This window comes from Intestinimonas massiliensis (ex Afouda et al. 2020) (assembly GCF_900626285.1).
Lineage (GTDB): Bacteria > Bacillota > Clostridia > Oscillospirales > Oscillospiraceae > Flavonifractor > Flavonifractor massiliensis_A.
Genome location: NZ_LR131147.1, coordinates 666,218 through 686,420, shown reverse-complemented (window position 1 = coordinate 686,420; position 20,203 = coordinate 666,218). Strand labels below are relative to the sequence as shown.

Annotated in this window: 20 protein-coding genes; 13 read left to right on the top strand and 7 right to left on the bottom strand. The window is 62.4% G+C overall.

Annotated elements, in window-relative coordinates:
- Positions 1 to 38 precede the first annotated feature (38 nt).
- Positions 39 to 731: a hypothetical protein gene (locus E0E41_RS03560; RefSeq protein ID WP_130868757.1), complete on the bottom strand. Its 693-nt coding sequence runs from the start codon at positions 729 to 731 to the stop codon at positions 39 to 41.
- 170 nt (positions 732 to 901) lie between these two features.
- On the opposite strand from E0E41_RS03560, the gene udp reads away from it, so the two are divergent.
- Positions 902 to 1,669, top strand: coding sequence for a uridine phosphorylase (gene udp, locus E0E41_RS03555; protein WP_130870753.1), 768 nt, complete (start codon positions 902 to 904; stop codon positions 1,667 to 1,669).
- Positions 1,670 to 1,718: 49 nt separating this feature from the next.
- Here udp and E0E41_RS03550 read toward each other — a convergent pair whose 3' ends face one another.
- Genes E0E41_RS03550 through E0E41_RS03540 form a run of 3 tightly spaced genes read right to left on the bottom strand, consistent with a single transcriptional unit; the run spans position 1,719 to position 4,225 of the window.
- Positions 1,719 to 3,572, bottom strand: a complete 1,854-nt coding sequence (locus E0E41_RS03550; RefSeq protein WP_130868756.1) for a heavy metal translocating P-type ATPase — start codon at positions 3,570 to 3,572, stop codon at positions 1,719 to 1,721.
- 35 nt (positions 3,573 to 3,607) lie between these two features.
- Positions 3,608 to 3,826, bottom strand: coding sequence for a cation transporter (locus E0E41_RS03545; RefSeq protein ID WP_130868755.1), 219 nt, complete (start codon positions 3,824 to 3,826; stop codon positions 3,608 to 3,610).
- 15 nt (positions 3,827 to 3,841) lie between these two features.
- On the bottom strand, positions 3,842 to 4,225 hold the full coding sequence (locus E0E41_RS03540; protein ID WP_130868754.1) for an ArsR/SmtB family transcription factor: 384 nt from the start codon (positions 4,223 to 4,225) through the stop codon (positions 3,842 to 3,844).
- A 147-nt stretch (positions 4,226 to 4,372) separates the two neighbouring features.
- Between E0E41_RS03540 and E0E41_RS03535 the strand changes: the two genes are divergently transcribed.
- On the top strand, positions 4,373 to 4,825 hold the full coding sequence (locus E0E41_RS03535; protein WP_130868753.1) for a pyridoxamine 5'-phosphate oxidase family protein: 453 nt from the start codon (positions 4,373 to 4,375) through the stop codon (positions 4,823 to 4,825).
- A gap of 46 nt (positions 4,826 to 4,871) precedes the next feature.
- On the opposite strand, the gene E0E41_RS03530 is transcribed toward E0E41_RS03535, so the two are convergent.
- From E0E41_RS03530 to E0E41_RS03520, 3 genes are all read right to left on the bottom strand, one after another.
- A complete protein-coding gene (locus E0E41_RS03530) occupies positions 4,872 to 6,863 on the bottom strand; it encodes a sensor histidine kinase (RefSeq protein WP_130868752.1) in 1,992 nt (663 codons plus the stop codon).
- A 2-nt stretch (positions 6,864 to 6,865) separates the two neighbouring features.
- Complete coding sequence (locus E0E41_RS03525; protein ID WP_130868751.1) at positions 6,866 to 7,537, bottom strand: response regulator transcription factor; 672 nt, start codon at positions 7,535 to 7,537, stop codon at positions 6,866 to 6,868.
- A gap of 116 nt (positions 7,538 to 7,653) precedes the next feature.
- Complete coding sequence (locus E0E41_RS03520; protein WP_130868750.1) at positions 7,654 to 8,616, bottom strand: alpha/beta hydrolase; 963 nt, start codon at positions 8,614 to 8,616, stop codon at positions 7,654 to 7,656.
- A 146-nt stretch (positions 8,617 to 8,762) separates the two neighbouring features.
- Between E0E41_RS03520 and E0E41_RS03515 the strand changes: the two genes are divergently transcribed.
- The 11 genes from E0E41_RS03515 to argF all read left to right on the top strand — a co-directional run bounded on the left by E0E41_RS03515 (position 8,763) and on the right by argF (position 20,084).
- Entirely contained in the window at positions 8,763 to 10,049 is a 1,287-nt protein-coding gene (locus E0E41_RS03515; protein WP_130868749.1) for a hypothetical protein, read from the top strand.
- 19 nt (positions 10,050 to 10,068) lie between these two features.
- Positions 10,069 to 10,773, top strand: a complete 705-nt coding sequence (locus E0E41_RS03510; protein ID WP_130868748.1) for a DUF6320 domain-containing protein — start codon at positions 10,069 to 10,071, stop codon at positions 10,771 to 10,773.
- Between the two features lie 104 nt (positions 10,774 to 10,877).
- Complete coding sequence (locus E0E41_RS03505) at positions 10,878 to 11,153, top strand: hypothetical protein (RefSeq protein WP_130868747.1); 276 nt, start codon at positions 10,878 to 10,880, stop codon at positions 11,151 to 11,153.
- Positions 11,154 to 11,220: 67 nt separating this feature from the next.
- Complete coding sequence (locus tag E0E41_RS03500; protein ID WP_130868746.1) at positions 11,221 to 12,003, top strand: prolipoprotein diacylglyceryl transferase; 783 nt, start codon at positions 11,221 to 11,223, stop codon at positions 12,001 to 12,003.
- A gap of 142 nt (positions 12,004 to 12,145) precedes the next feature.
- Positions 12,146 to 13,366, top strand: a complete 1,221-nt coding sequence (locus E0E41_RS03495) for an argininosuccinate synthase (protein ID WP_130868745.1) — start codon at positions 12,146 to 12,148, stop codon at positions 13,364 to 13,366.
- 93 nt (positions 13,367 to 13,459) lie between these two features.
- Positions 13,460 to 14,845: an argininosuccinate lyase gene (argH, locus tag E0E41_RS03490; protein ID WP_130868744.1), complete on the top strand. Its 1,386-nt coding sequence runs from the start codon at positions 13,460 to 13,462 to the stop codon at positions 14,843 to 14,845.
- Positions 14,838 to 15,779: an N-acetyl-gamma-glutamyl-phosphate reductase gene (gene argC / locus E0E41_RS03485; protein WP_130868743.1), complete on the top strand. Its 942-nt coding sequence runs from the start codon at positions 14,838 to 14,840 to the stop codon at positions 15,777 to 15,779. Before argH ends, argC begins: the two co-directional genes overlap by 8 nt.
- A gap of 43 nt (positions 15,780 to 15,822) precedes the next feature.
- Positions 15,823 to 17,085 (top strand): bifunctional glutamate N-acetyltransferase/amino-acid acetyltransferase ArgJ, encoded by a 1,263-nt coding sequence (gene argJ, locus E0E41_RS03480; protein ID WP_130868742.1) that lies wholly within the window; start codon positions 15,823 to 15,825, stop codon positions 17,083 to 17,085.
- 12 nt (positions 17,086 to 17,097) lie between these two features.
- Positions 17,098 to 17,952: an acetylglutamate kinase gene (gene argB, locus E0E41_RS03475; protein WP_130868741.1), complete on the top strand. Its 855-nt coding sequence runs from the start codon at positions 17,098 to 17,100 to the stop codon at positions 17,950 to 17,952.
- 15 nt (positions 17,953 to 17,967) lie between these two features.
- Positions 17,968 to 19,146 (top strand): aspartate aminotransferase family protein, encoded by a 1,179-nt coding sequence (locus tag E0E41_RS03470; protein WP_130868740.1) that lies wholly within the window; start codon positions 17,968 to 17,970, stop codon positions 19,144 to 19,146.
- A 20-nt stretch (positions 19,147 to 19,166) separates the two neighbouring features.
- Positions 19,167 to 20,084 carry an ornithine carbamoyltransferase gene (argF, locus tag E0E41_RS03465; RefSeq protein ID WP_130868739.1) on the top strand — a complete coding sequence of 306 codons (918 nt, stop codon included), beginning with the start codon at positions 19,167 to 19,169 and terminating at the stop codon, positions 20,082 to 20,084.
- The last annotated feature ends 119 nt before the right edge of the window (positions 20,085 to 20,203 follow it).

Below are 20,203 nucleotides of genomic sequence, written 5' to 3'. Positions count from 1 at the left end.
GGTAGGAGAGGCGCGCTTTCCATCTGATATTGCCAACTTTATGTAGTCCATTCACTGTGGACCATGCCGACCAAGTACCAATCGTTCTGCCAGGGCTCGAACACCAACTTGAGGGAACACCAGTCATAACCGTTCTTCTCCGGGTCGATACCGGGGAAGTTGTAGTCCACAAAGCGGGCCTGGGGATAGGCATCCGATACGTTTTCCAGGGCGTTGCCGCTCATCAGAACAGTGTCCACGCCGATCTCCGGCGCCTGGGCATAGTCGGCGTTATACACAAACCGCTGGAAATAATCACTGCATGTGGACCGGATCGGGGAGCCGGAGCCATCCATTACACCCCATACATAGGTCTCTTGATCCTCTGCAAGAGTGGACACCTGCTGGCTGGACAGGGTGCGGTCATATTCGACAGAAACGGTGGAATAGGGGGTGAGCGTAAGCCCCTTTTCCGGGTGGATCAAAGCGGACAGGTTGGTATAATCCTCCGCCTTCAGAAGCTCCAGGGCAGACTCCGCCCGCTCCAACAGGCGGGTATTGTCATCTGTGTCCAACGGTGTGGCGGTGGGCTGCACAGCGGCATTGCTGGCTGCGGCCCGGGCTACCTGAGCGTTTCCGCCCAAGGTGTTGGTCAGTCCTTGACTGGCGGAAAAAAGGCCGCCGCCCAGAAGGGTGCCCAGTGCAAGCCCGCCCACCAGAGCCAGGGCGGGAAGCAGGATGGTCCTTCGCATCGTATTCTCCTCCCATATCAGGGATCTGTCACGACATGATATTTTATCGGAATGTCTCAAAAAATACAACAACAAATGGTTACAAAATGCGGTCTGATTTGTGGAACTTGCAAATAGAGGGTAAACCAGGTATAATAAACCCATCAATGAGGAGAAACGAGGTGACCGCCATGCATCAGCATGAGCTTCAATTTCACATCCAATGCGGGCCCGGCGACGTGGGCCGGTACTGCTTCCTGCCCGGTGATCCGGGCCGGTGCGAGAAGATTGCGGCCTACTTTGACAACCCGGTCAAGATCCAGAGCAACCGGGAGTACACAACCTACACCGGCACCCTGCTGGGGGAGAAGGTGAGTGTCTGCTCCACCGGCATCGGCGGCCCCTCCGCCGTTATCGCCATGGAGGAACTGCACAACATCGGTGCGGATACCTTCATCCGGGTGGGTACCTGCGGAGGCATCGCCCTGAAGGTAAAGAGCGACGACGTGGTGATCGCCACCGGCGCGGTGCGGCATGAGGGAGCCAGCCGGGAATACGCTCCCATCGAGTTTCCCGCCGTGTCCGATTATGAGGTGCAGTCCGCTCTGGTGCAGGCGGCCAAGAACCTGGGCAAGCCCTGGCACGCCGGAGTGGTCCAGTGCAAGGACTCCTTCTACGGCCAGCATGACCCCAAGCGGATGCCGGTGAGCCAGGAGCTGCTCTACAAGTGGGAGGCGTGGAAGCGCCTGGGCGTCCTGGCCTCTGAAATGGAATCCGCCGCCCTGTTTTGCTGTGCTGCCGCCCTGGGCGTGCGGTGCGGCTCCTGCTTCCACGTGATCTGGAACCAGGAGCGGGAGGCCGCCGGGCTGGACCAGACCGAGAGCCACGATCTGTCCGCCGCCCTGGATGTGGGGATCGAGGCTGTCAAGCTGCTGATCCAGGCTGACCGGAACAAGTAAAGAGAAAAAACGAAGGGCCGCTCCTTTTGGGGCGGCCCTTCGGCTGCGTTCAGGACTGTTTGGGTTGCTTCAGACAGCGCATGGCGTTGAGAATGGCGATGACCGACACTCCGACATCGGCGAACACCGCCGCCCACAGGCTGGCCAGCCCCAGAGCGCTGAGCACCAGCACCAGCAGCTTGACCGCCAGAGCGAATACGATGTTCTGCCGGACGATGGCCAGAGTGCGCCGGGCGATGGCGATGGCGTGGGCGATCTTGGATGGCTTGTCGTCCATCAGCACGATATCAGCGGCCTCGATGGCGGCGTCGGAGCCCAGACCGCCCATGGCGATGCCCACGTCCGCCCGGGAGAGCACGGGGGCGTCGTTGATGCCATCCCCCACGAAGGCCAGGGCCCCCTTGGGGGAGACCTCCTTCAGCAGATCCTCCACCCGGTCCACCTTGTCGGCAGGGAGAAGCTGGGTGTGGACCTCGTCCAGCCCCAGACGGTGGGCCACATCCTCACCCACTGCCTGGGCGTCGCCGGTGAGCATGACGGTTTTGCGGATGCCCAAAGCCTTCAGAGCGGAGATAGCCGCCTTCGCGTCGGGCTTCACCTCGTCGGAGATGACGATATGGCCCAGATACACCCCGTCAGCGGCCACGTGGACGGTGGTGCCCACCCGGTGGCAGGGGTGCCAGGACACGCCGATGTCCTCCATCAGCTTGTCGTTGCCTGCACAGATGGTGCGGCCGTCCACCACGGCCCGCACCCCACGGCCGGACAGCTCCTCCGCCCCGGATACCCGGGCGGCGTCGATCTCCTTGCCGTAGGCCTCCTTCAGGGAGCGGGAGATGGGGTGGTCGGAGTAGGATTCCGCCAGGGCGGCCAGCTCCAGCAGCTGCCCCTCGTCACAGTGGTCGGGGTGGATGGCGGTGACGTTGAACACCCCCCGGGTCAGGGTGCCGGTCTTGTCGAAGACGATCACTTCCGTCCTGGCCAGCACCTCCAGGTAATTGCCCCCCTTCACCAGAATGCCGTCTCTGGAGGCGCCGCCGATGCCGCCGAAGAAGGACAGGGGCACCGAGATCACCAGGGCGCAGGGGCAGGACACCACCAGGAAGTTGAGGGCCCGCTGGATGGAATCCACCCAACCGATGGAAGAAAACAGGGGAGGCAGGAAGGCCAGGGCCGCCGCCGCCAGCACCACGATGGGGGTGTAGTACCGGGCGAATTTGGTGATGAAGTGTTCCGCCTTGGCCTTCCGGCCGGAGGCATTCTCCACCAGGTCCAGGATTTTGGACACGGTGGACTCCTCAAAAGCCCGGGTGACCCGGACCCGGAGCAGGCCGGACAGATTGACGCAGCCGGAGATCACGTCGTCGCCGGGCCGTACCTCCCGGGGCAGGGACTCGCCGGTAAGGGCGGCGGTGTCCACGGTGGAGGCCCCCTCCAGCACCACGCCGTCCAGGGGAATGCGCTCCCCGGCCTTGATGACGATGGTGTCGCCCACCGCCACCTCCTCCGGGTCCACCTGCTGAAGCTGACCGTCCGCCTCCACATTGGCGTAGTCGGGTCGAATGTCCATCAGGGCGGCAATGGACTTACGGGACTGGTCCACGGCATAGCTCTGGAACAGCTCGCCCACCTGGTAGAATACCATGACGAACACCGCCTCCGGGTATTCCCCGGTAGCCAGGGCGCCCACGGTGGCCAGCGCCATCAGAAAGTTTTCGTCAAAGACCTGTCCGTGGGCGATGTTGCGCACCGCCCGCCACAACACGTCCCAGCCCGCCACGGCGTAGGGAATAAGAAATGCCGCCAGCCGGCCCCACCCGGTGAGGGGGAGCAGCACGGCTGCTGCGAAGAGAATGGCTGCGGCAGTGAGCCGGGCCAGCATCTGCTTTTGCCTCTTTGACATGACAAACCTCTCCTTCCGGCCCGGGGCCGAAGGTCTTACAGCACCACGGTGCAGTCAGGCTCCACCTTCTTGCAGACCTTGACCGCCTGCTGGAGGATCTCCTCAAACCGGGCGTCCTCAGCGTCCAGGGTGAGCTTCTGGGTCATAAAACTGACGGTGGCGTCGTTTACCCCGTCCAGCTTCTTGATGGCGTCTTCCATCTTGGCGGCGCAGTTGGCGCAGTCCAGGTTGACCAGCTTAAAACGCTTCTTCATGGTTCGCTCTCCTCCTTATAAAATATGCAGGGGCAGCAGCTCCGCCACGTGCTCCATGCCCTGGTTCAGGATGGTACGCACATGGCCGTCGGCCAGAGAATAAAACACAGTCTTGCCGTCCCGGCGGGCCTTCACCAGGCGGCACTGCTTCAGGGAGCGCAGCTGGTGAGAGATGGCCGACTGGGTCATGCCCAGCAGATGGGCGATGTCACATACGCACATCTCCGACTCAAACAGGACATACAGGATCTTGATGCGGGTGGAATCGCCGAAGATCTTGAACAGCTCCGCCAGGTCGTACAGGACCTCCTCATCGGGCATATTGTGGTTGACCAGGGCCACGATATCCTCATGCACGTGCATATAGTCACAGCGTTTCACATCCTTGGGCTCCGACATGGCTGCACTTCCTTTCGTAAACATATGAACCATTGTTCAAATGTTATTATATGCACGATTGTTCATATGTCAATAGGAAAACGAAAAATTTTTCTTGCGGCTTGGGGCGGTATCCCGTATGATGGTGATAGCAAAGGAGGGAGCACTGTGAAGCGGGACGAAAATCGGGAAGAGGGCCTGAAAGCCCTGGACGAATGCGAATATATGGTGCTGGCCATGACCGACCGGTTGGGGGAGCCCTACTGCCTGCCCCTCAACGGGGTGCGGGTGGGGGAGTGCGTCTATTTCCACTGTGCCAGACGGGGGGAGAAGCTGGACTGCCTGCGGGCCCATCCGGCGGTGTGCATCACCGCGGTGGGGGGGCAGCAGGTGGTGCAGGCGGAGTACACCACCCTGTTCACCTGCGCCGTGGCCCGTGGCCGGGCGGTTGAGGTCACCGACCCAGAGGAAATGCGCCGGGGTTTAAGGGCCATCTGCGAAAAGTATACCCCTGACTGCCCGGGGCGGGTGGAGGAGGTCATCGAAAAGTACCTGCCCGCCGTTTCAGTGTGGCGGGTGGACCTCACCTCGGTCAGCGGCCGCAGAAAGGATACCCCGTAAAGACGAAAAACAGCCCGGACAGATCTATCCGGGCTGTTTTCTGCACTCAGATGGTAAAGCTGAATTCCACGCCGTGTGCGGTGTTGCGCACCCCGCAGCTGCCGCCGTGGAGCTCGATGATGCTTTTGGCGATGGCCAGGCCCAGGCCGGTGCCCTCGCCGGAGCGGGATTCGTCCGCCCGGTAGAAGGTGTCCCACACCTTGTCCAGGGCCTCGGGGGAGAGGGGAGAACTCTCGTTTTCCACAAACAGGGAGGTCCTGCCCTGCCACCGACGGATGGTCACCGTGATGGACCCGCCGATGGGGGTGTACTTGACGGCGTTGGTGGCAAAGTTTTCGATGACCTGAGCAATGCGGCTCTCGTCCGCCGTGACGTGGAATTCCTCCGGGAGGGAGAAGAACAGCTTCAGCTCCTTGGCCTGGATGGCCCGGTCCAGCTTGTTGAAGATGGACCGGGTGAGGGCGGCCAGGGAGAAGTCGTCCCGGGCCAGTTTTACCTTGCCCGCCTCCAGTCGGGACAGGTCCAGCATCTCCAGCACGATGCCGTCGGTACGCTCCGTCTCTGCCAGGATAACGGAGACATACTTGTCCCGCTTGTCCTCCGCGATGTGTTCCTTCAGCCCCTCGGCGTAGCTGTGGATCACCGCCAGGGGGGTCTTCAGCTCGTGGGCGATGCTGGAGGTCATCTGGCGGCGGTTCTCCTCCGCCGTTCTGGCGTACTCCAGGGCGGTGTTCAGCCGGGCCATCTCGTTTTTCCGCATCCGCAGGGTGTCCGACCAGTCTGCCGCGTGCTGCTCCAGAAGCCGGGCCTCCCGCCAGGCCCGGCGGTCCGCTTCGGGCCGGCCGTCTGTGTCTGCCATGACCTCACTCAACTGCTGAACAGGGCGGATCAGCCTGCGCTTGATGGCGGAGCGGACGATCAGAACCAGAACAGCGGCCAGCAGGAAGGTGAGGATGTAGACGTTACGCAGCTCCCCAAAAGCGGTGCACCAGGGGGAACAGTACACCGCGCTGACCAGATAGAAGTCCATCTCCGGGGCCCCATCCTGATAGGCGTTGGGACCGTGGTAATAGGGAGAAAAGTAAGTTTCTCCCTCGAATTGCTGACAGTAGCTGACGCTGATGATGAGCAGGTTCAGACCCTCATAGCGGCTCAGCTGCTGGTAGCCGTCAGCCAGCTCCGGCCCCAGCCGGGCGGTCAGCTCCGCCACATTGTCATAGCTGCTGCCGTTGTAGGAAAAGGCGGGGGAGGTGGGGGTATAGCAGACGTCGAACCAGTCGGAATAAAGGGTGACCAGCTCTGTGCCGGAGGGGACGGCGCCAGGGTTTTCATACAAAGTGGTCCAGGCCAGATCGTGGTCCTGCACCACGCCGGAGACCGTATAGGAGCCGCCATCCTGGGACCAGAGAGCCTTGTAAAAGCTGTCGCCGTCGATGAAGTCGATCTGAACGGGTATAAACTCCACCCCGTCAAAGGTGCCGGTGAGCCGCAGGGCGGCTCCGTGGGCGTGGAGGTACCCCTGGCTGACCAGCTCCCGCCCGGCGTCGGTGAGCAGGTCCCGGTCAAAGAAGGCCCGGGCGTTGTTCATAGAGCGCTCCTCCCGGTCAGCCCACTGCGCTTCCGTCAGATATTCAAAGTAGAAAAAATCCTTCCAGCTGCACTCCATCAGGTCCCCCTGGGCGTCATAGACGGCGGTGGCGGCACAGGCATCCCTGCTGTCTGGCCGGGCCAAAAATCCATTGGAGCCGGGGGGACCGGCCGGCTGGCCCGTATTGATGTAGCTGGAAGCCACAGCCTCCCAGAGATGGCTTTCCTGGTAGTTGGCATATGGAAGGTCCGTCTCTCCGTACCAGGATGTGATATGCCGGTCCATCGCGGTGGACGCCAGGTCTTCATAGTCGTTCAGATACCGGTTTGCGGCATATTCCGCCGTCACGGCGGTGAGGCAGTACATCCCCACGCCCCAGAGAATCAGGGCCAGTCCGGCCAGCAGAAGGGTGACCATGGTGACGGAGCGGGGACCGTATCTCCCTTTCATATTCACCCCTCCAGTTTGTATCCGGCCTTGATGACGGTTTTGATGCAGGAGGCGTAGTCCCCCAGCTTCTCCCGCAGCCGCTTGATGTGGGTATCCACCGCCCGGGCCTCACCCTCGTAGTCGTAGCCCCAGCACTTCACCAGCAGCTGCTCCCGGCTCATCACCAAGTTCTTGTTCTGCATCAGGCAGCGCAGCAGGGCAAACTCCTTGGGGGTCAGGACCACCTCCCGCCGACCGGCGAATACCTTTCTGGCAGACAGGTCCATGGTGACGCCGCCGCCCTCCAGCCGGTCCCCGGCCAGTACGTTCCGCTGGTTGCGCTTGATGAGAGCCGCGGTCTTGGCGTAGAGGACGGACATGGTGAAGGGTTTTGTCACATAGTCGTCCGCCCCCAGCTCGTAGCCCAGCAGCTTGTCTTCCTCGTCAGACAGGGCGGTGAGGAAAATGATGGGCACGTCGTTGGTGCGGCGCACCGCCCGGCACACGGTTAGCCCGTCCAGCTCCGGCATCATGATGTCCAGCAGCACCGCGTCAAATTCTCTCTCCTCCAGCATGGAGAGGGCCCGGGCACCGTCGGCGGCCTCTGCGGGCAGGTCCCCCTTGCTGAGGAAATAGTCGCACAGCACCTCCCGCAGCTTGGCCTCGTCCTCCACGATCAGGATGCGGTTGTTCATGGCGGTTCCCTCCCTTCGTCCTCAGGATACAGCAGAGATTTGTACTCTCTGTGTCATCGGCGTACAAAAAACGGGTATTCAGCCTTTTGTGCTGAATACCCGTTGTCGTTCCCCTCTTACAGGGTCTCCAGCAGGAAGCGACCGATGCTCTCCATGGCCTCGTTGGCCTTTTTCATGGGGAACATCTGGAACACGTGCCACAGGTCGGTCCAGACCTCCAGCCGGCAGGGGACAGCGGCCTGGATCAGCCGGTCCCGCAGGCGGATGGAGTCGGACAGCAGGATCTCGTTGGTGCCCGCCTGGATCAGAGTGGGGGGAAAGTCGGTGAAGTCGCCGAACAGGGGGGACAGGCAGGGGTCGGACAAGTCCCGGCCTCTGGCGTAGGCGTCCCGCACGGCGTAGATATAGTTGAGGGTGAGCACCGGGTCGATATCCTCCCGCTCCTGATAGGACTTGCCGCTGGCGGTCATGTCCGTCCAGGGGGAGAGGAGGATCAGGGCCCGGGGCAGCCGCCGCCCGGCCTTTTTCAGGAGGTGGGTGAGCACCAGAGCCAGGTTGCCGCCGGCGGAATCCCCGGCCACCACCACGTCCCGGGCGCCGTAACCCTGGTACATCAGGTAGTCCCAGGCCTTCATGGCGTCCTCCACGGCGGCGGGGTAGGGGTGTTCGGGGGCCAGCCGGTACTCAAAGGAGAGCACCTGCCAGCCGGTGACGTTGGACAGCTTGGAAGCCAGGATGCGTGAGTAGCCCAGGTTGCCGCTGGTGTAGCCGCCCCCGTGGCAGTAGAGAATGGCCCGCCGCCGGTCGTGGCCCCGGTGGGGGCGCACCCAGGCGCAGGGCATCTCCTCCAGCTCGAAGGGCTCCCAGCTCATGCCGGCCATGGGGGCCACCAGACGGCCCAGCAGCTGCTGGCCCTTGCGCTGCTTCTCCAGATCCTCCAGGTTCATGGTCTCCGGAGTGGCGGCGCTGTGGATGGCCCGGAGGGCCCGCAGGAAGGGGTCCAGCCGCTGGTTCTCAGCGGCGGCCTGCTGCTTTTGGATGCGGCCCTGAAGCTTGATGTGGATCTTGTCCTGGTCCATGGGTGTTCTCCTTCCTGGAAGTAGGGGTGTGATACAGCATTATACCATAACCCCGGGGAAAAGGGAAGCGGCGGCGGGACCCGCCTCACTTCCCCTTGTGACAGGGTGGGGAATGTGGTATGCTATGCTTTAAAGGAGGGGATGTCATGCCTGAGAAAGCGGGCGCTTCGGAGTGGTACCGCCTGGACAACGCGGGCGTGCTCTACTCCGCCCTGCAGAAGGAGACCTACTCCGCCATCTACCGCTTTTCCGCCGTCATGGACCGGCCGGTAGACCGGCAGGTCCTCCAGCGGGCGGTGGACAAGACCATGCCCCGGTTTCCCACCTTCCGGGTGCGCATCAAGCCGGGGGCCTTCTGGTACTATTTTGAGCCCAATGACGCCCCCGGCCCCTTTGTGAAGGAGGACATCTCCAACCCCTGTCAGCCGGTGCGGTTCCGGGAGGACAACGGCTGGCTGGTGCGGTTTTACTGCTATGAGCACCGGATCTCGCTGGAAGTGTTCCACGCCATCAGTGACGGCGGCGGGGCCCTGGTGCTGTTCAAGACCCTGCTGGCGGTCTATCTCCGGGAGCTGGGCTATGAGATCCCCAACACCTGCGGGGTGCTGGATGTGGATGCCCCGCCCCGGCGGGAAGAGCTGGAGGATGCCTATGGAAAGTACGCCAAGGGCAAGGGCCGCCGGGCCAAGAACCCGGGCAAGGCCTACCAGAACACCGGTACGCCGGAGCCCTTTTATACCTTCCATGTGACCATGGGCTTCTGCTCGGTGCTCCAGCTGAAGCAGAAGGCCAAAAGCTACGGCGTGTCCATCACCGAGTACCTGACGGCGGTGCTGATGAAGGTGATTTTGGACAAGCAGCACCGGGAGGCCCCGCGCAGGGAACTGCCGGTGGCCCTGGCCATTCCCATCAACCTGCGGGCATGGTTCCCTTCGGAGACCCTGCGCAATTTCATTCTCACCGCCCGGCCGGTCATTGATCCCTCCCTGGGGGAATATACCTTTGAAGAGGTGCTCAGCCAGGTCCATCATATACTCCGGCTGAACATCAACCGCCAGAAGATGCAGGCGGAGCTGACGGGCAATGTGCGCTTTACCAAGAACCGCCTGCTCCAGATCGTGCCCATTGTGATAAAGAATCCGGTGATGGCCCTGGGCTACCGCATCGCCGGAGTGCGGCCCTATTCGGGAACCTACACCAATCCGGGGGCCTTCACGGTGCCGCCCGAGATGGCGCCCCATATCCAACGTATGGAGGTCATCCTGGGCCAGGCCACCAATCCCCGGGTTCACTGTGCCTCCATCAGCTACGGGGACATCATGGAGATCACCTTTGCCGGTACGCTGAAGGAGACCGACACCGAGCGGGACTTTTTCCGCTTCCTGGTGCGGGACGGCATCGCGGTGAAGGTGGAGAGCAACCGGACGGAATAAGAAAAGAGGGGACGTTTTTATGCCATATTGTGTCCACTGCGGGGTGGAATTAGACGCCACGGCCACCTTCTGCCCCCTCTGCCATACCCCGGTGCTGGACCCGGTCCAGCCGCCGGATACCACCTCACCCAGGCCTTTTCCCACCCAGCCTGGAGAGGTGGCCCCCGCCTCCAAGCAGGAGCTGGCCCTGCTGGTTACTGCCATGCTGGCCAGTGTGGCGGTGTGCTGTGGCATTCTGAATCTCTTTCTGCGTGCGGAGCGGGGGTGGTCCCTGTACGTGATCGGTGCGGCGGCCATGCTGTGGCTCTGGCTGGTACCGCCCCTGCTGGCCCGGGGAATGCACCTGCTGCTGCGCCTGCTGGTGGATGTGGCCGCGGTGGGACTGTATGTCTACCTGATCGCGCTGGATCTGAAAGGCCAGCAGTGGTTCTGGGGCCTGGCCGCGCCCATCATCCTGTGGGGCGGCGCTATCCTGCTGCTGCTGGGCCTGGTGCTCCGGGTGTACCGCCGGTCGGTTATTACCTCCCTTACCATCCTCATCGGCAGTCTGGGCGTATTCCTGTTCGGAGTGGAGTATCTGATCGACCAGTGGCTTTACGGAGCCTGGGACCCCTCCTGGTCTTTGGTGGTGCTCACCATCTGCGTGGGACTGGTGATCCCCCTGATCATTGTCCGCCGGGTACCCTCCCTGCGGGAGGAGGCCAGGAAGCGCTTCCATGTATGAGGCGTGCGGCTTGACGGAGGGCGAAGTGTGTCGTATAATGCAAGAGGCAAGTTAATTCCCGGTTGGAAATATTTTGACGTTTATGGGAGAAGGGAGTTGCTGTTATGACACAAGACAACGGAAAGAGCCTGGCTACCGCCAGTATGGTGCTGGGTATCGTGGGCCTGGTATTTACCTTTTTCATCAATGGCCTGATCGGCCTGATCCTGGGTATCATCGGCCTGGTGCTGGCCGGGAAGGCCAAGCAGCAGGGGTTTGAGGGCTCCATGCGCACCGCCGGCTTTGTCATGAGCCTGATCTCCGTGATCGCGGGCGTGCTGATGTTCGTCCTGGCCCTGGCCTGCGTGGCTACCATTGGCGCGATCGGCATGAGTTTCTGAGGAAAAGTGAAGTGCCGCGGCGGCCCGGAGGGGTGCGCCGCGGCATTTTGTGTGAGGAGGGGTGTGGGTGCTGCCCTATGTGACCATTCTGGGCCATACGCTGTCCGCCTACGGCCTGCTGGGCGTTCTGGGCTTTCTGGCGGGGTTGCTGCTGGTGCTGCTGGGCTGCCCCCGCTTCGGCCTGAGCCGGGATGACGGCGTCTACCTCTATGTGTTTTCCGCCCTGGGCGCCCTGGCGGGGGCCAAGTTGCTCTACCTGCTGCCCCGGCTGCCTCAGATGATGGCCGACTTGCCCATGCTGTGGACGGGACAGGCGGGGCTGTTTGCTCAGACCTACCTGGCCGGCGGCATGGTGTACTACGGCGGCGTCCTGGGGGCTTTGGCGGCGGCGGTGCTCACCGCCCGCTGGTTTTCCCTGGAGCTCAGCGATTTTTTCCCCGTCCTGGTCCCCGCCATCCCCCTGTTCCACGCCTTCGGCCGGGTGGGCTGCTTCTGCGCCGGCTGCTGCTACGGCGTGGAGGCGCCGCCGCCCTGGGGGATCGCCTTTTCCCACGCCATAGCCGGACCCAGCGGGGTGTCCCTGCTGCCGGTGCAGCTGTGGGAGAGCGGGGCGGAGGCGCTCATTTTCCTCTTTCTGCTGCGGTATGCCGGGCGGGGAAAGGACCGCCGCCTGCTGCTGGTGGCCTATCTGCTGGCCTATGCTCCCGTCCGCTTTCTGCTGGAATTTTTCCGGGGGGACCCGGCCCGGGGGCTGTTCGGCCCCTTCTCCACCTCCCAGTGGCTCAGCCTGGCGGCCCTGGCGGCCGCAGGGGTGTGGCTGCTCCGCCGCAGAAACCATGAATATTCATAGATAGACGTATATTATGCATATTATCGGAAATGTGCACCAGAGAAATAGGGGGCAACTCGCATATTTATGCGAATTACCCCCTTGCATTTTTGGGGATACTGTGCTACACTAGCACCAACAAGAACAAACGGAGGTTTTTACCATGGCTGACATCAAGAAAGTAGTGCTCGCCTATTCCGGCGGTCTGGATACATCCATCATCATCCCCTGGCTGAAGGAGAACTACAACAACCCCGAGATCATCGCCGTCTCCGGCAACGTGGGCCAGGCCGACGAGCTGGAGGGCCTGGAGGAGAAGGCCATCAAGACCGGCGCCTCCAAGCTGTACGTGGAGGATCTGGTGGACGAGATGGTGGATGAGGTGATCATCCCCTCCATGCAGATGGGCGCCAAGTACGAGGACTACCTGCTGGGCACCGCCTTTGCCCGGCCCATCATCGCCAAGCGGCTGGTGGAGATCGCCAAGGCCGAGGGGGCCGACGCCATCTGCCACGGCTGCACCGGCAAGGGCAACGACCAGATCCGGTTTGAGCTGGCCATCAAGCGGTTTGCCCCCGAGATGAAGATCATCGCCCCCTGGCGTGAGTGGGACATCAAGAGCCGGGACGAGGAGATCGACTATGCCGAGGCCCACAACGTGCCTCTGAAGATCTCCCGGGAGACCAACTACTCCAAGGACAAGAACCTGTGGCACCTGAGCCACGAGGGCCTGGACCTGGAGGATCCCGCCAGCGAGCCCCAGTACGACAAGCCCGGCTTCCTGGAGATGGGCGTGTCCCCCGCTATGGCCCCCGACGAGGCCACCTATGTGACCATCGACTTTGAGAAGGGCTGGCCCGTGGCCATCGACGGCGAGAAGATGAAGGCCTCCGACATCATCCGCAAGCTCAACGACCTGGGCGGCAAGAACGGCATCGGCCTGCTGGACATCGTGGAGAACCGGATGACCGGCATGAAGGACCGGGGCGTGTACGAGACCCCCGGCGGCACCATCCTGTACCGGGCCCACCAGGTGCTGGAGATGATCACCATCGACAAGGACACCGCCCATATGAAGAGCAAGCTGGCGGTGGACTTCGCCGACCTGGTGTACAACGGCAAGTGGTTCACCCCCCTGCGGGAGGCCCTCACCGCCTTCGCCACCGAGACCCAGAAGCACGTCACCGGCACCGTGAAGCTGAAGCTCTACAAGGGCAACATCATCACCTCCGGCGTCACCTCTCCCGACACCCTCTACTCCGAGGACATCGTCACCTTCCAGGAGAGCGACTACAACCAGAACGACGCCACCGGCTTCATCAACCTGTGGGGTCTGCCGGACACCGTGCTGGCGCTGCGGGACCAGGGCAAGCTGAACAAGTAATTGAAATTTTCTGCGGGCGGCCGCAGGCTGACCCTACCATTACCGTAGGGGCGACCTGCGGTCGCCCGCAATCCAGATAGGGAGCGATTGACTATGAAACTATGGGCCGGACGGTTCCAGAAAGAGACCGATACCCTGGTAAACGACTTCAACTCCTCCATCACCTTTGACGCCCGGATGTATCGAGAGGACATCGCCGGCTCCATCGCCCACGCCGCCATGCTGGGCAAGCAGGGCATCATCGAGGCGCACGAGGCGGAGAAGATCATTGAGGGTCTGAAGGCCATCCTGGCCGACATTGAGGCCGGGCAGGTGGAGTTCTCCATGGAGAACGAGGACATCCACATGAACATCGAGACCATGCTCACCCAGCGCATCGGCGACACGGGCAAGCGGCTCCACACCGCCCGCAGCCGGAACGACCAGGTGGCGGTGGATTTCCGGCTCTATGTGAAGGGGGAGATCCCCAAGATCATCAGCATGGTGCTGGACCTGGAGAAGGTGCTCATCAAGAAGGCGGAGGCCAACCTGGAGACCGTCATGCCGGGCTATACCCATATGCAGCGGGCCCAGCCCACCACCTTTGCCCACTACATGATGGCCTACGCCAATATGCTCCGCCGGGACGTGACCCGGCTGGAGGATTGCCTGGAGCGGATGGACGAGTGCCCCCTGGGCGCCGGCGCCCTGGCCACCTCCACCTACCCGGTGGACCGGTTCCAGACCGCCGCCGCCCTGGGCTTCAAAAAGCCCACTGACAACTCCATGGACTCCGTGTCCGACCGGGACTTTGCCATTGAATTCCTGTCCGCCTGCTCCATCCTGATGATGCACCTGTCCCGGTTCTCCGAGGAGATCATCCTCTGGTGCTCCTGGGAGTTCAAGTACGTGGAGCTGGACGACGCCTACTCCACCGGCTCCTCCATCATGCCCCAGAAGAAGAACCCCGATGTGGCCGAGCTGGTGCGGGGCAAGACCGGCCGGGTGTACGGCTCCCTGATGACCCTGCTCACCGTCATGAAGGCCCTGCCTCTGGCCTACAACAAGGATATGCAGGAGGACAAGGAGTGCGTCTTTGACACCATCGACACCGTGGAGATGTGCCTGCCGGTGTTTACCGCCATGCTGGACACCCTCACCGTCCTGCCCAAGAATATGCGCACCGCCGCCTCCGGCGGCTTCATCAACGCCACCGACTGCGCCGATTACCTGACCAAGAAGGGAATGCCCTTCCGGGAGGCCTACATGATCGTGGGCCGGCTGGTAAATATGTGCATCAAGGCGGGGGAGACGCTGGACACTCTGCCTCTGAAGGACTTCCGCTCCATCTCCAACCTGTTTGACGCCGACGTGTACCAGGCCCTGGAGCTCAAGACCTGCGTCAACGGCCGGAAGGTCTACGGCGGCCCGGCCAAGGAGGCCGTGGAGCAGCAGATCGCCAGTATCCGGGCTTTCGTGGAGGCGAGGGAGCATGAGTAAGCCCAGGGTATTTATCGACGGCCAGGAGGGCACCACCGGCCTCCAGATCCATGAGCGGCTGGCGGGCCGGGACGATATCGAACTGCTGGTTATCGATCCTGACAAGCGAAAAGACTTGACAGAAAGAAAGAAGCTTATCAACGCCGCCGACCTGGTGTTCCTCTGCCTGCCGGACGCCGCGGCGGTGGAGGCGGTGGGCCTCATTGAGAACTCCCACACCCGGGTGATCGACGCGTCCACCGCCCACCGCACCGCGCCGGGCTGGGTGTACGGCTTTCCGGAGTTGTATAAGAATCCGGCGGAAACCATTGGAACAGCTCGCTTTGTGGCCAATCCCGGCTGCCACGCCACCGGGTTTCTGGCCTCGGCGGCTCCCCTGGTGTCCATGCGGGTGCTCCCCAAGGACTACCCCCTGACCTGCTGCTCCCTCACCGGCTACTCCGGCGGCGGCAAGAAGATGATCGCCCAATATGAGAGTGACGATAAAGGAGAGGAACTTTACAGTCCGAGAGTGTACGGGACCACCCTGAAGCACAAGCATCTGCCCGAAATGCAGAAGATCGCCGGCCTGGACAACCCGCCGGTGTTCACCCCGGTGGTGGATGACTACTACAAGGGCATGGCCACCACCATCTATCTCCACAACCGCTATCTGGTGGGTCAGCCCACCGCCCGGGAGCTGAGCCTGATCCTGATGGCCTACTACGCCGGGCAGCCGCTGATCTCGGTGACCCCCTACACGGAGGAGCCGGCCTATCTGGCGGCCAACGCCCTGGCGGGCACCGACCGGCTGGAGCTCACCGTCAGCGGCCACGAGGGACAGAGCATCATCACCGCCCGCTTCGACAACCTGGGCAAGGGAGCCTCCGGCGCGGCGGTACAGAACATGAACCTGATGCTGGGCTTTGAAGAGACCCGCGGCCTGGCGCTGTGATTGACGGACGGATTGAACCGCCCCCATGGAAGGAGAACTTACTATGAAACAGATCCCCGGCGGCGTGACCGCACCGAAAGGATTTACGGCTTCCGGCGTCCACTGCGGCGTGAAGAAGGGCAAGGGGGACGGCAATCAGCCTCCCATGAGCAAGATGCCCGAGGTGCTGGAGGGCAAGAAGGATCTGGCCCTCATCGTGTCCGAGCAGCCCTGCGTGGCGGCGGCGGTATACACCATGAACCGGGTGAAGGCCGCCCCTCTGTATGTGACCATGGACCATCTGGAGAACGGGGAGGCCCAGGCCATCGTGGCCAACTCGGGCAACGCCAACGCCTGCGCCCCCAACAGCCATGAGCACGCCGAAGAGATGTGCCAACTGGCGGCCCAGGTCACCGGCCTGAAGGCCAGCGACTTCGTGGTGGCCTCCACCGGCGTCATCGGCCAGGAACTGAATATCGACGCCATCGCCAAGGGCCTGCCCGCCGCCGCCGCCGCCCTGTCCAAAGACGGCTCCGATGCCGCGGCCAACGCCATCATGACCACTGATACCGTGAAGAAGGAGCTGTCGGTGACCTGCTCCATCGGCGGCAAGACGGTGACCATCGGCGCCATCGCCAAGGGTTCCGGCATGATCCACCCCAATATGGGCACCATGCTGTGCTTCGTCACCACCGACTGCGCCATTACCCATGAGATGCTCACCGACGCCCTCCATGAGATCGTCCCCCGTACGTTCAACCGGGTGACCATCGACGGGGATACCTCCACCAACGATATGTGCGTGGTGCTGGCCAACTCCATGGCGGGCAACGAACTCATCGAGTGGAAGGACGACAACTACACGGTGTTCTATAAGACCCTTTACTACGTGTTTGAGCAGCTGGCCCGGAACATCGCCGCCGACGGCGAGGGTGCCAGCAAGCTGATTACCTGCACCGTGAAGGACGCCCGCAGCGAGGAGAGCGCCGAGCGCCTGGCCAAGGCGGTGGTGGGTTCCTCCCTGGTAAAGGCCGCCATGTTCGGCTCCGACGCCAACTGGGGCCGGGTGCTGTGTGCCATGGGCTATTCCAAGGCCCCCTTCCGTCCCGAGTTCGTGGATGTGAAGTTCGCCTCCGCCGTGGGTGAGATCCTGGTGTGCCAGCAGGGGGCCGGCGTGGACTTTGACGAGGAGGCCGCCAAGAGCATCCTGTCCCAGGATGAAGTCATCATTGAGGTGGATCTCCACGAGGGCGAACATGAGGCCACCTGCTGGGGCTGCGACCTGACCTATGACTATGTGAAGATCAACGGCGATTACCGGACGTAAGAGGTGCGAAATATGTCCTATTCCCATGTGGAGCGGGCTCAGGTGCTGGCCGAGGCCCTGCCCTATATCCAGAAGTACAACGGCAAGACCGTGGTGGTGAAGTACGGCGGCAACGCCATGATCTCCGACGCCCTGCGCCAGGCGGTCATCTCCGACATCATCCTGCTCCACCTGGTGGGGATCCGGGTGGTGGTGGTCCACGGCGGCGGGCCGGAGATCACCGAGATGCTGAACAAGATCGGCAAGGAATCCAAGTTTGTGGACGGCCTGCGCTACACCGACCAGGAGACCATGGATATTGTCCAGCAGGTGCTGTGCGGCAAGGTGAACAAGAACCTGGTGGCCACCCTGAACCGTCTGGGCGGTAAAGCCATCGGCCTGTGCGGTATGGACGCCGGCCTGTTCCAGGCCAAGAAGCTGGACGAAAAGTACGGCCTGGTGGGTGAGATCACCGCCGTGGCCCCCCAGGCGGTGGAGGATTGCCTGGAGAACGGCTATATCCCCGTGGTGTCCACCGTGGCCCAGGGGGTCGACGGCGAGACGGCCTACAACATCAACGCCGACACTGCCGCCGCCAAGCTGTCCATGGCGCTGAAGGCGGAAAAGCTGATTCTGCTCACCGACGTGCGGGGCCTGATGATGGACCCCAAGGACGAAAATACCCTGCTGCCGGTAGTGAAGCTGTCCCAGGTGCCCGGCCTGGTAAAGGACGGGGTCATCAAGGGCGGCATGATCCCCAAGGTGGACTGCTGCGTGGAGGCGGTACGCTCCGGGGTGAAGGACGCGGTCATTCTGGACGGCCGCATCCAGCACTCCATCCTCATCGAGCTGCTCAGCGACGAGGGCATCGGCACCATGCTGCTGTAAGGAGGGAGACAGACCATGGATCACAAAGAACTGGTAGAGCTGGACCACCAGTATACCATGCAGACCTACGGCCGCTTCGATGTGGACATCGATCACGGCAAGGGCGCCACCCTGTACGACCTGGCGGGGAAGGAGTATATTGACTTCTCCTCCGGCATCGGGGTGAACTCCATCGGCTACGGCAACGAGAAGTGGGTGGCGGCCATCACCGAGCAGGCGAAGAAGCTGGGTCACATTTCCAACCTGTTCTACTCCCAGCCCTATGCCCAGCTGGCCAAGAAGCTGTGTGAGCGTACCGGCATGGCGGCGGTCTTCTTCGGCAATTCCGGCGCCGAGGCCAATGAGGGCGTCATCAAGATGGCCCGTAAATATTCTTTTGACAAGTACGGCAAGGGGAGAGGCACCATCATCACCCTGAAGAACTCCTTCCACGGCCGTACCATTACCACCCTGACCGCCACCGGTCAGGAGGTGTTCCACAACTATTTCTTCCCCTTCACCGACGGTTTCCGGTACGCCGAGGCGGGCAGTATCGACGCCGTCCAGGAGGTGGCGGGCCACGATGTGTGCGCCGTCATGCTGGAGCTGGTCCAGGGGGAGGGGGGCGTCTACCCCATGGATCCGGAGTACGTCCACGACCTGGCGGTGCTGTGTGCCGAGCGGGACTGGCTGCTTCTGGTGGACGAGGTGCAGACCGGCGTGGGCCGCACCGGCACCCTGTTTGCCTTCCAGCAGTACGGCATCATACCCGACGGTGTGTCCTTCGCCAAAGGTATTGCCGGGGGGCTGCCCATGGGCGGCTTCCTGGTGAACGAGCGCTGCCGGAACGTGCTGGGCCCCGGCACCCACGCGGCCACCTTCGGCGGCAACCCCATCTGCGCCGCAGCTGCCCAGGTTGTGCTGGATACCCTGGATGAGGATGCTCTGGCCGCCGTGACACAGAAGGGCAAGTACATCCGGGCCCGCATCGAGCGCATGGGCCTGTCCAGCCTGGGGGAGACCCGGGGCCTGGGCCTGATGATCGGTGTGGAAGTAAAGGGCGAGGAGAGCAACAAGGTACTGGCCACCCGGCTGATCGAACACGGGCTGCTGGTGCTTACCGCCGGATCTGCCCTGCGGCTGCTGCCGCCGCTGACCATCACCATGGCCGAGATCGACAAGGGCCTGGCGATCATGGAACAAATTCTGGCTTAATCTGATATGAGGTGAATGAAATGAAAAAAGATCTGCTCAAGCTGCTGGACCTGACCCCCGCTGATATTACAAAGATTCTGGACACTGCCGACCAGATGAAGTACAACCAGAAGCACGGCCTGACCCACCACTACCTGGAGGGCAAGACTCTCGCCATGATCTTTGAGAAGAACTCCACCCGCACCCGGGTCTCCTTCGAGACCGGCATGTTCCAGCTGGGCGGCCACGCCCTGTTCCTCTCCGGTAAGGAGAGCCAGATCGGCCGGGGCGAGCCCATCGAGGACACCGCCCGGGTGCTCAGCCGCTACTGCGACGGCATCATGATCCGCACCTTCGGCCAGGACGAGGTGGAGACCCTGGCCAAGTACGCCTCCATCCCCGTCATCAACGGCCTGACCGACTTCTGCCATCCCTGCCAGGTGCTGGCCGATCTCATGACCATCCGGGAGCACAAGTCCCGGCTGGAGGGCCTGAAGATGTGCTACATCGGCGACGGCAACAATATGACCAACTCCCTCATTGTGGGCGGCCTGAAGGTGGGCATGGAGGTGTCCGTGGCCTGCCCCGAGGGCTATGATCCCGATCCCCAGGTGCTGGAGTTCGCCAAGAACTGCGGCGGCAAGTTCACCCTGTGCCGGGACCCCAAGGAGGCTGCCGTGGGCGCCGACGCCATGTTCACCGACGTGTGGGCTTCCATGGGCCAGGAGAGCGAGGCTCAGAAGCGCCGGGCCGTATTTGAGGGCGTCTATCAGATCAACAGCGACCTGATGGCCCTCACCAACTCCGGCTGCATGGTCCAGCACTGCCTGCCCGCCCACCGGGGCGAGGAGATCACTGCCGACGTGTTCGAAGCCCACGCCGACGAGATCTTTGACGAGGCGGAGAACCGGCTCCACGCGCAGAAAGCGGTTATGTACCTGCTGATGAGCGAACAGTAAAAGAGAACAGAAAAACGGCGCACAGCAAATGCTGTGCGCCGTTTTTCTGCCTTGACACAAGAGGTTTGTTCTGATAAACTAGCCTTGGAAAAGAGGTTTATCAAGACAAACCAACTGGG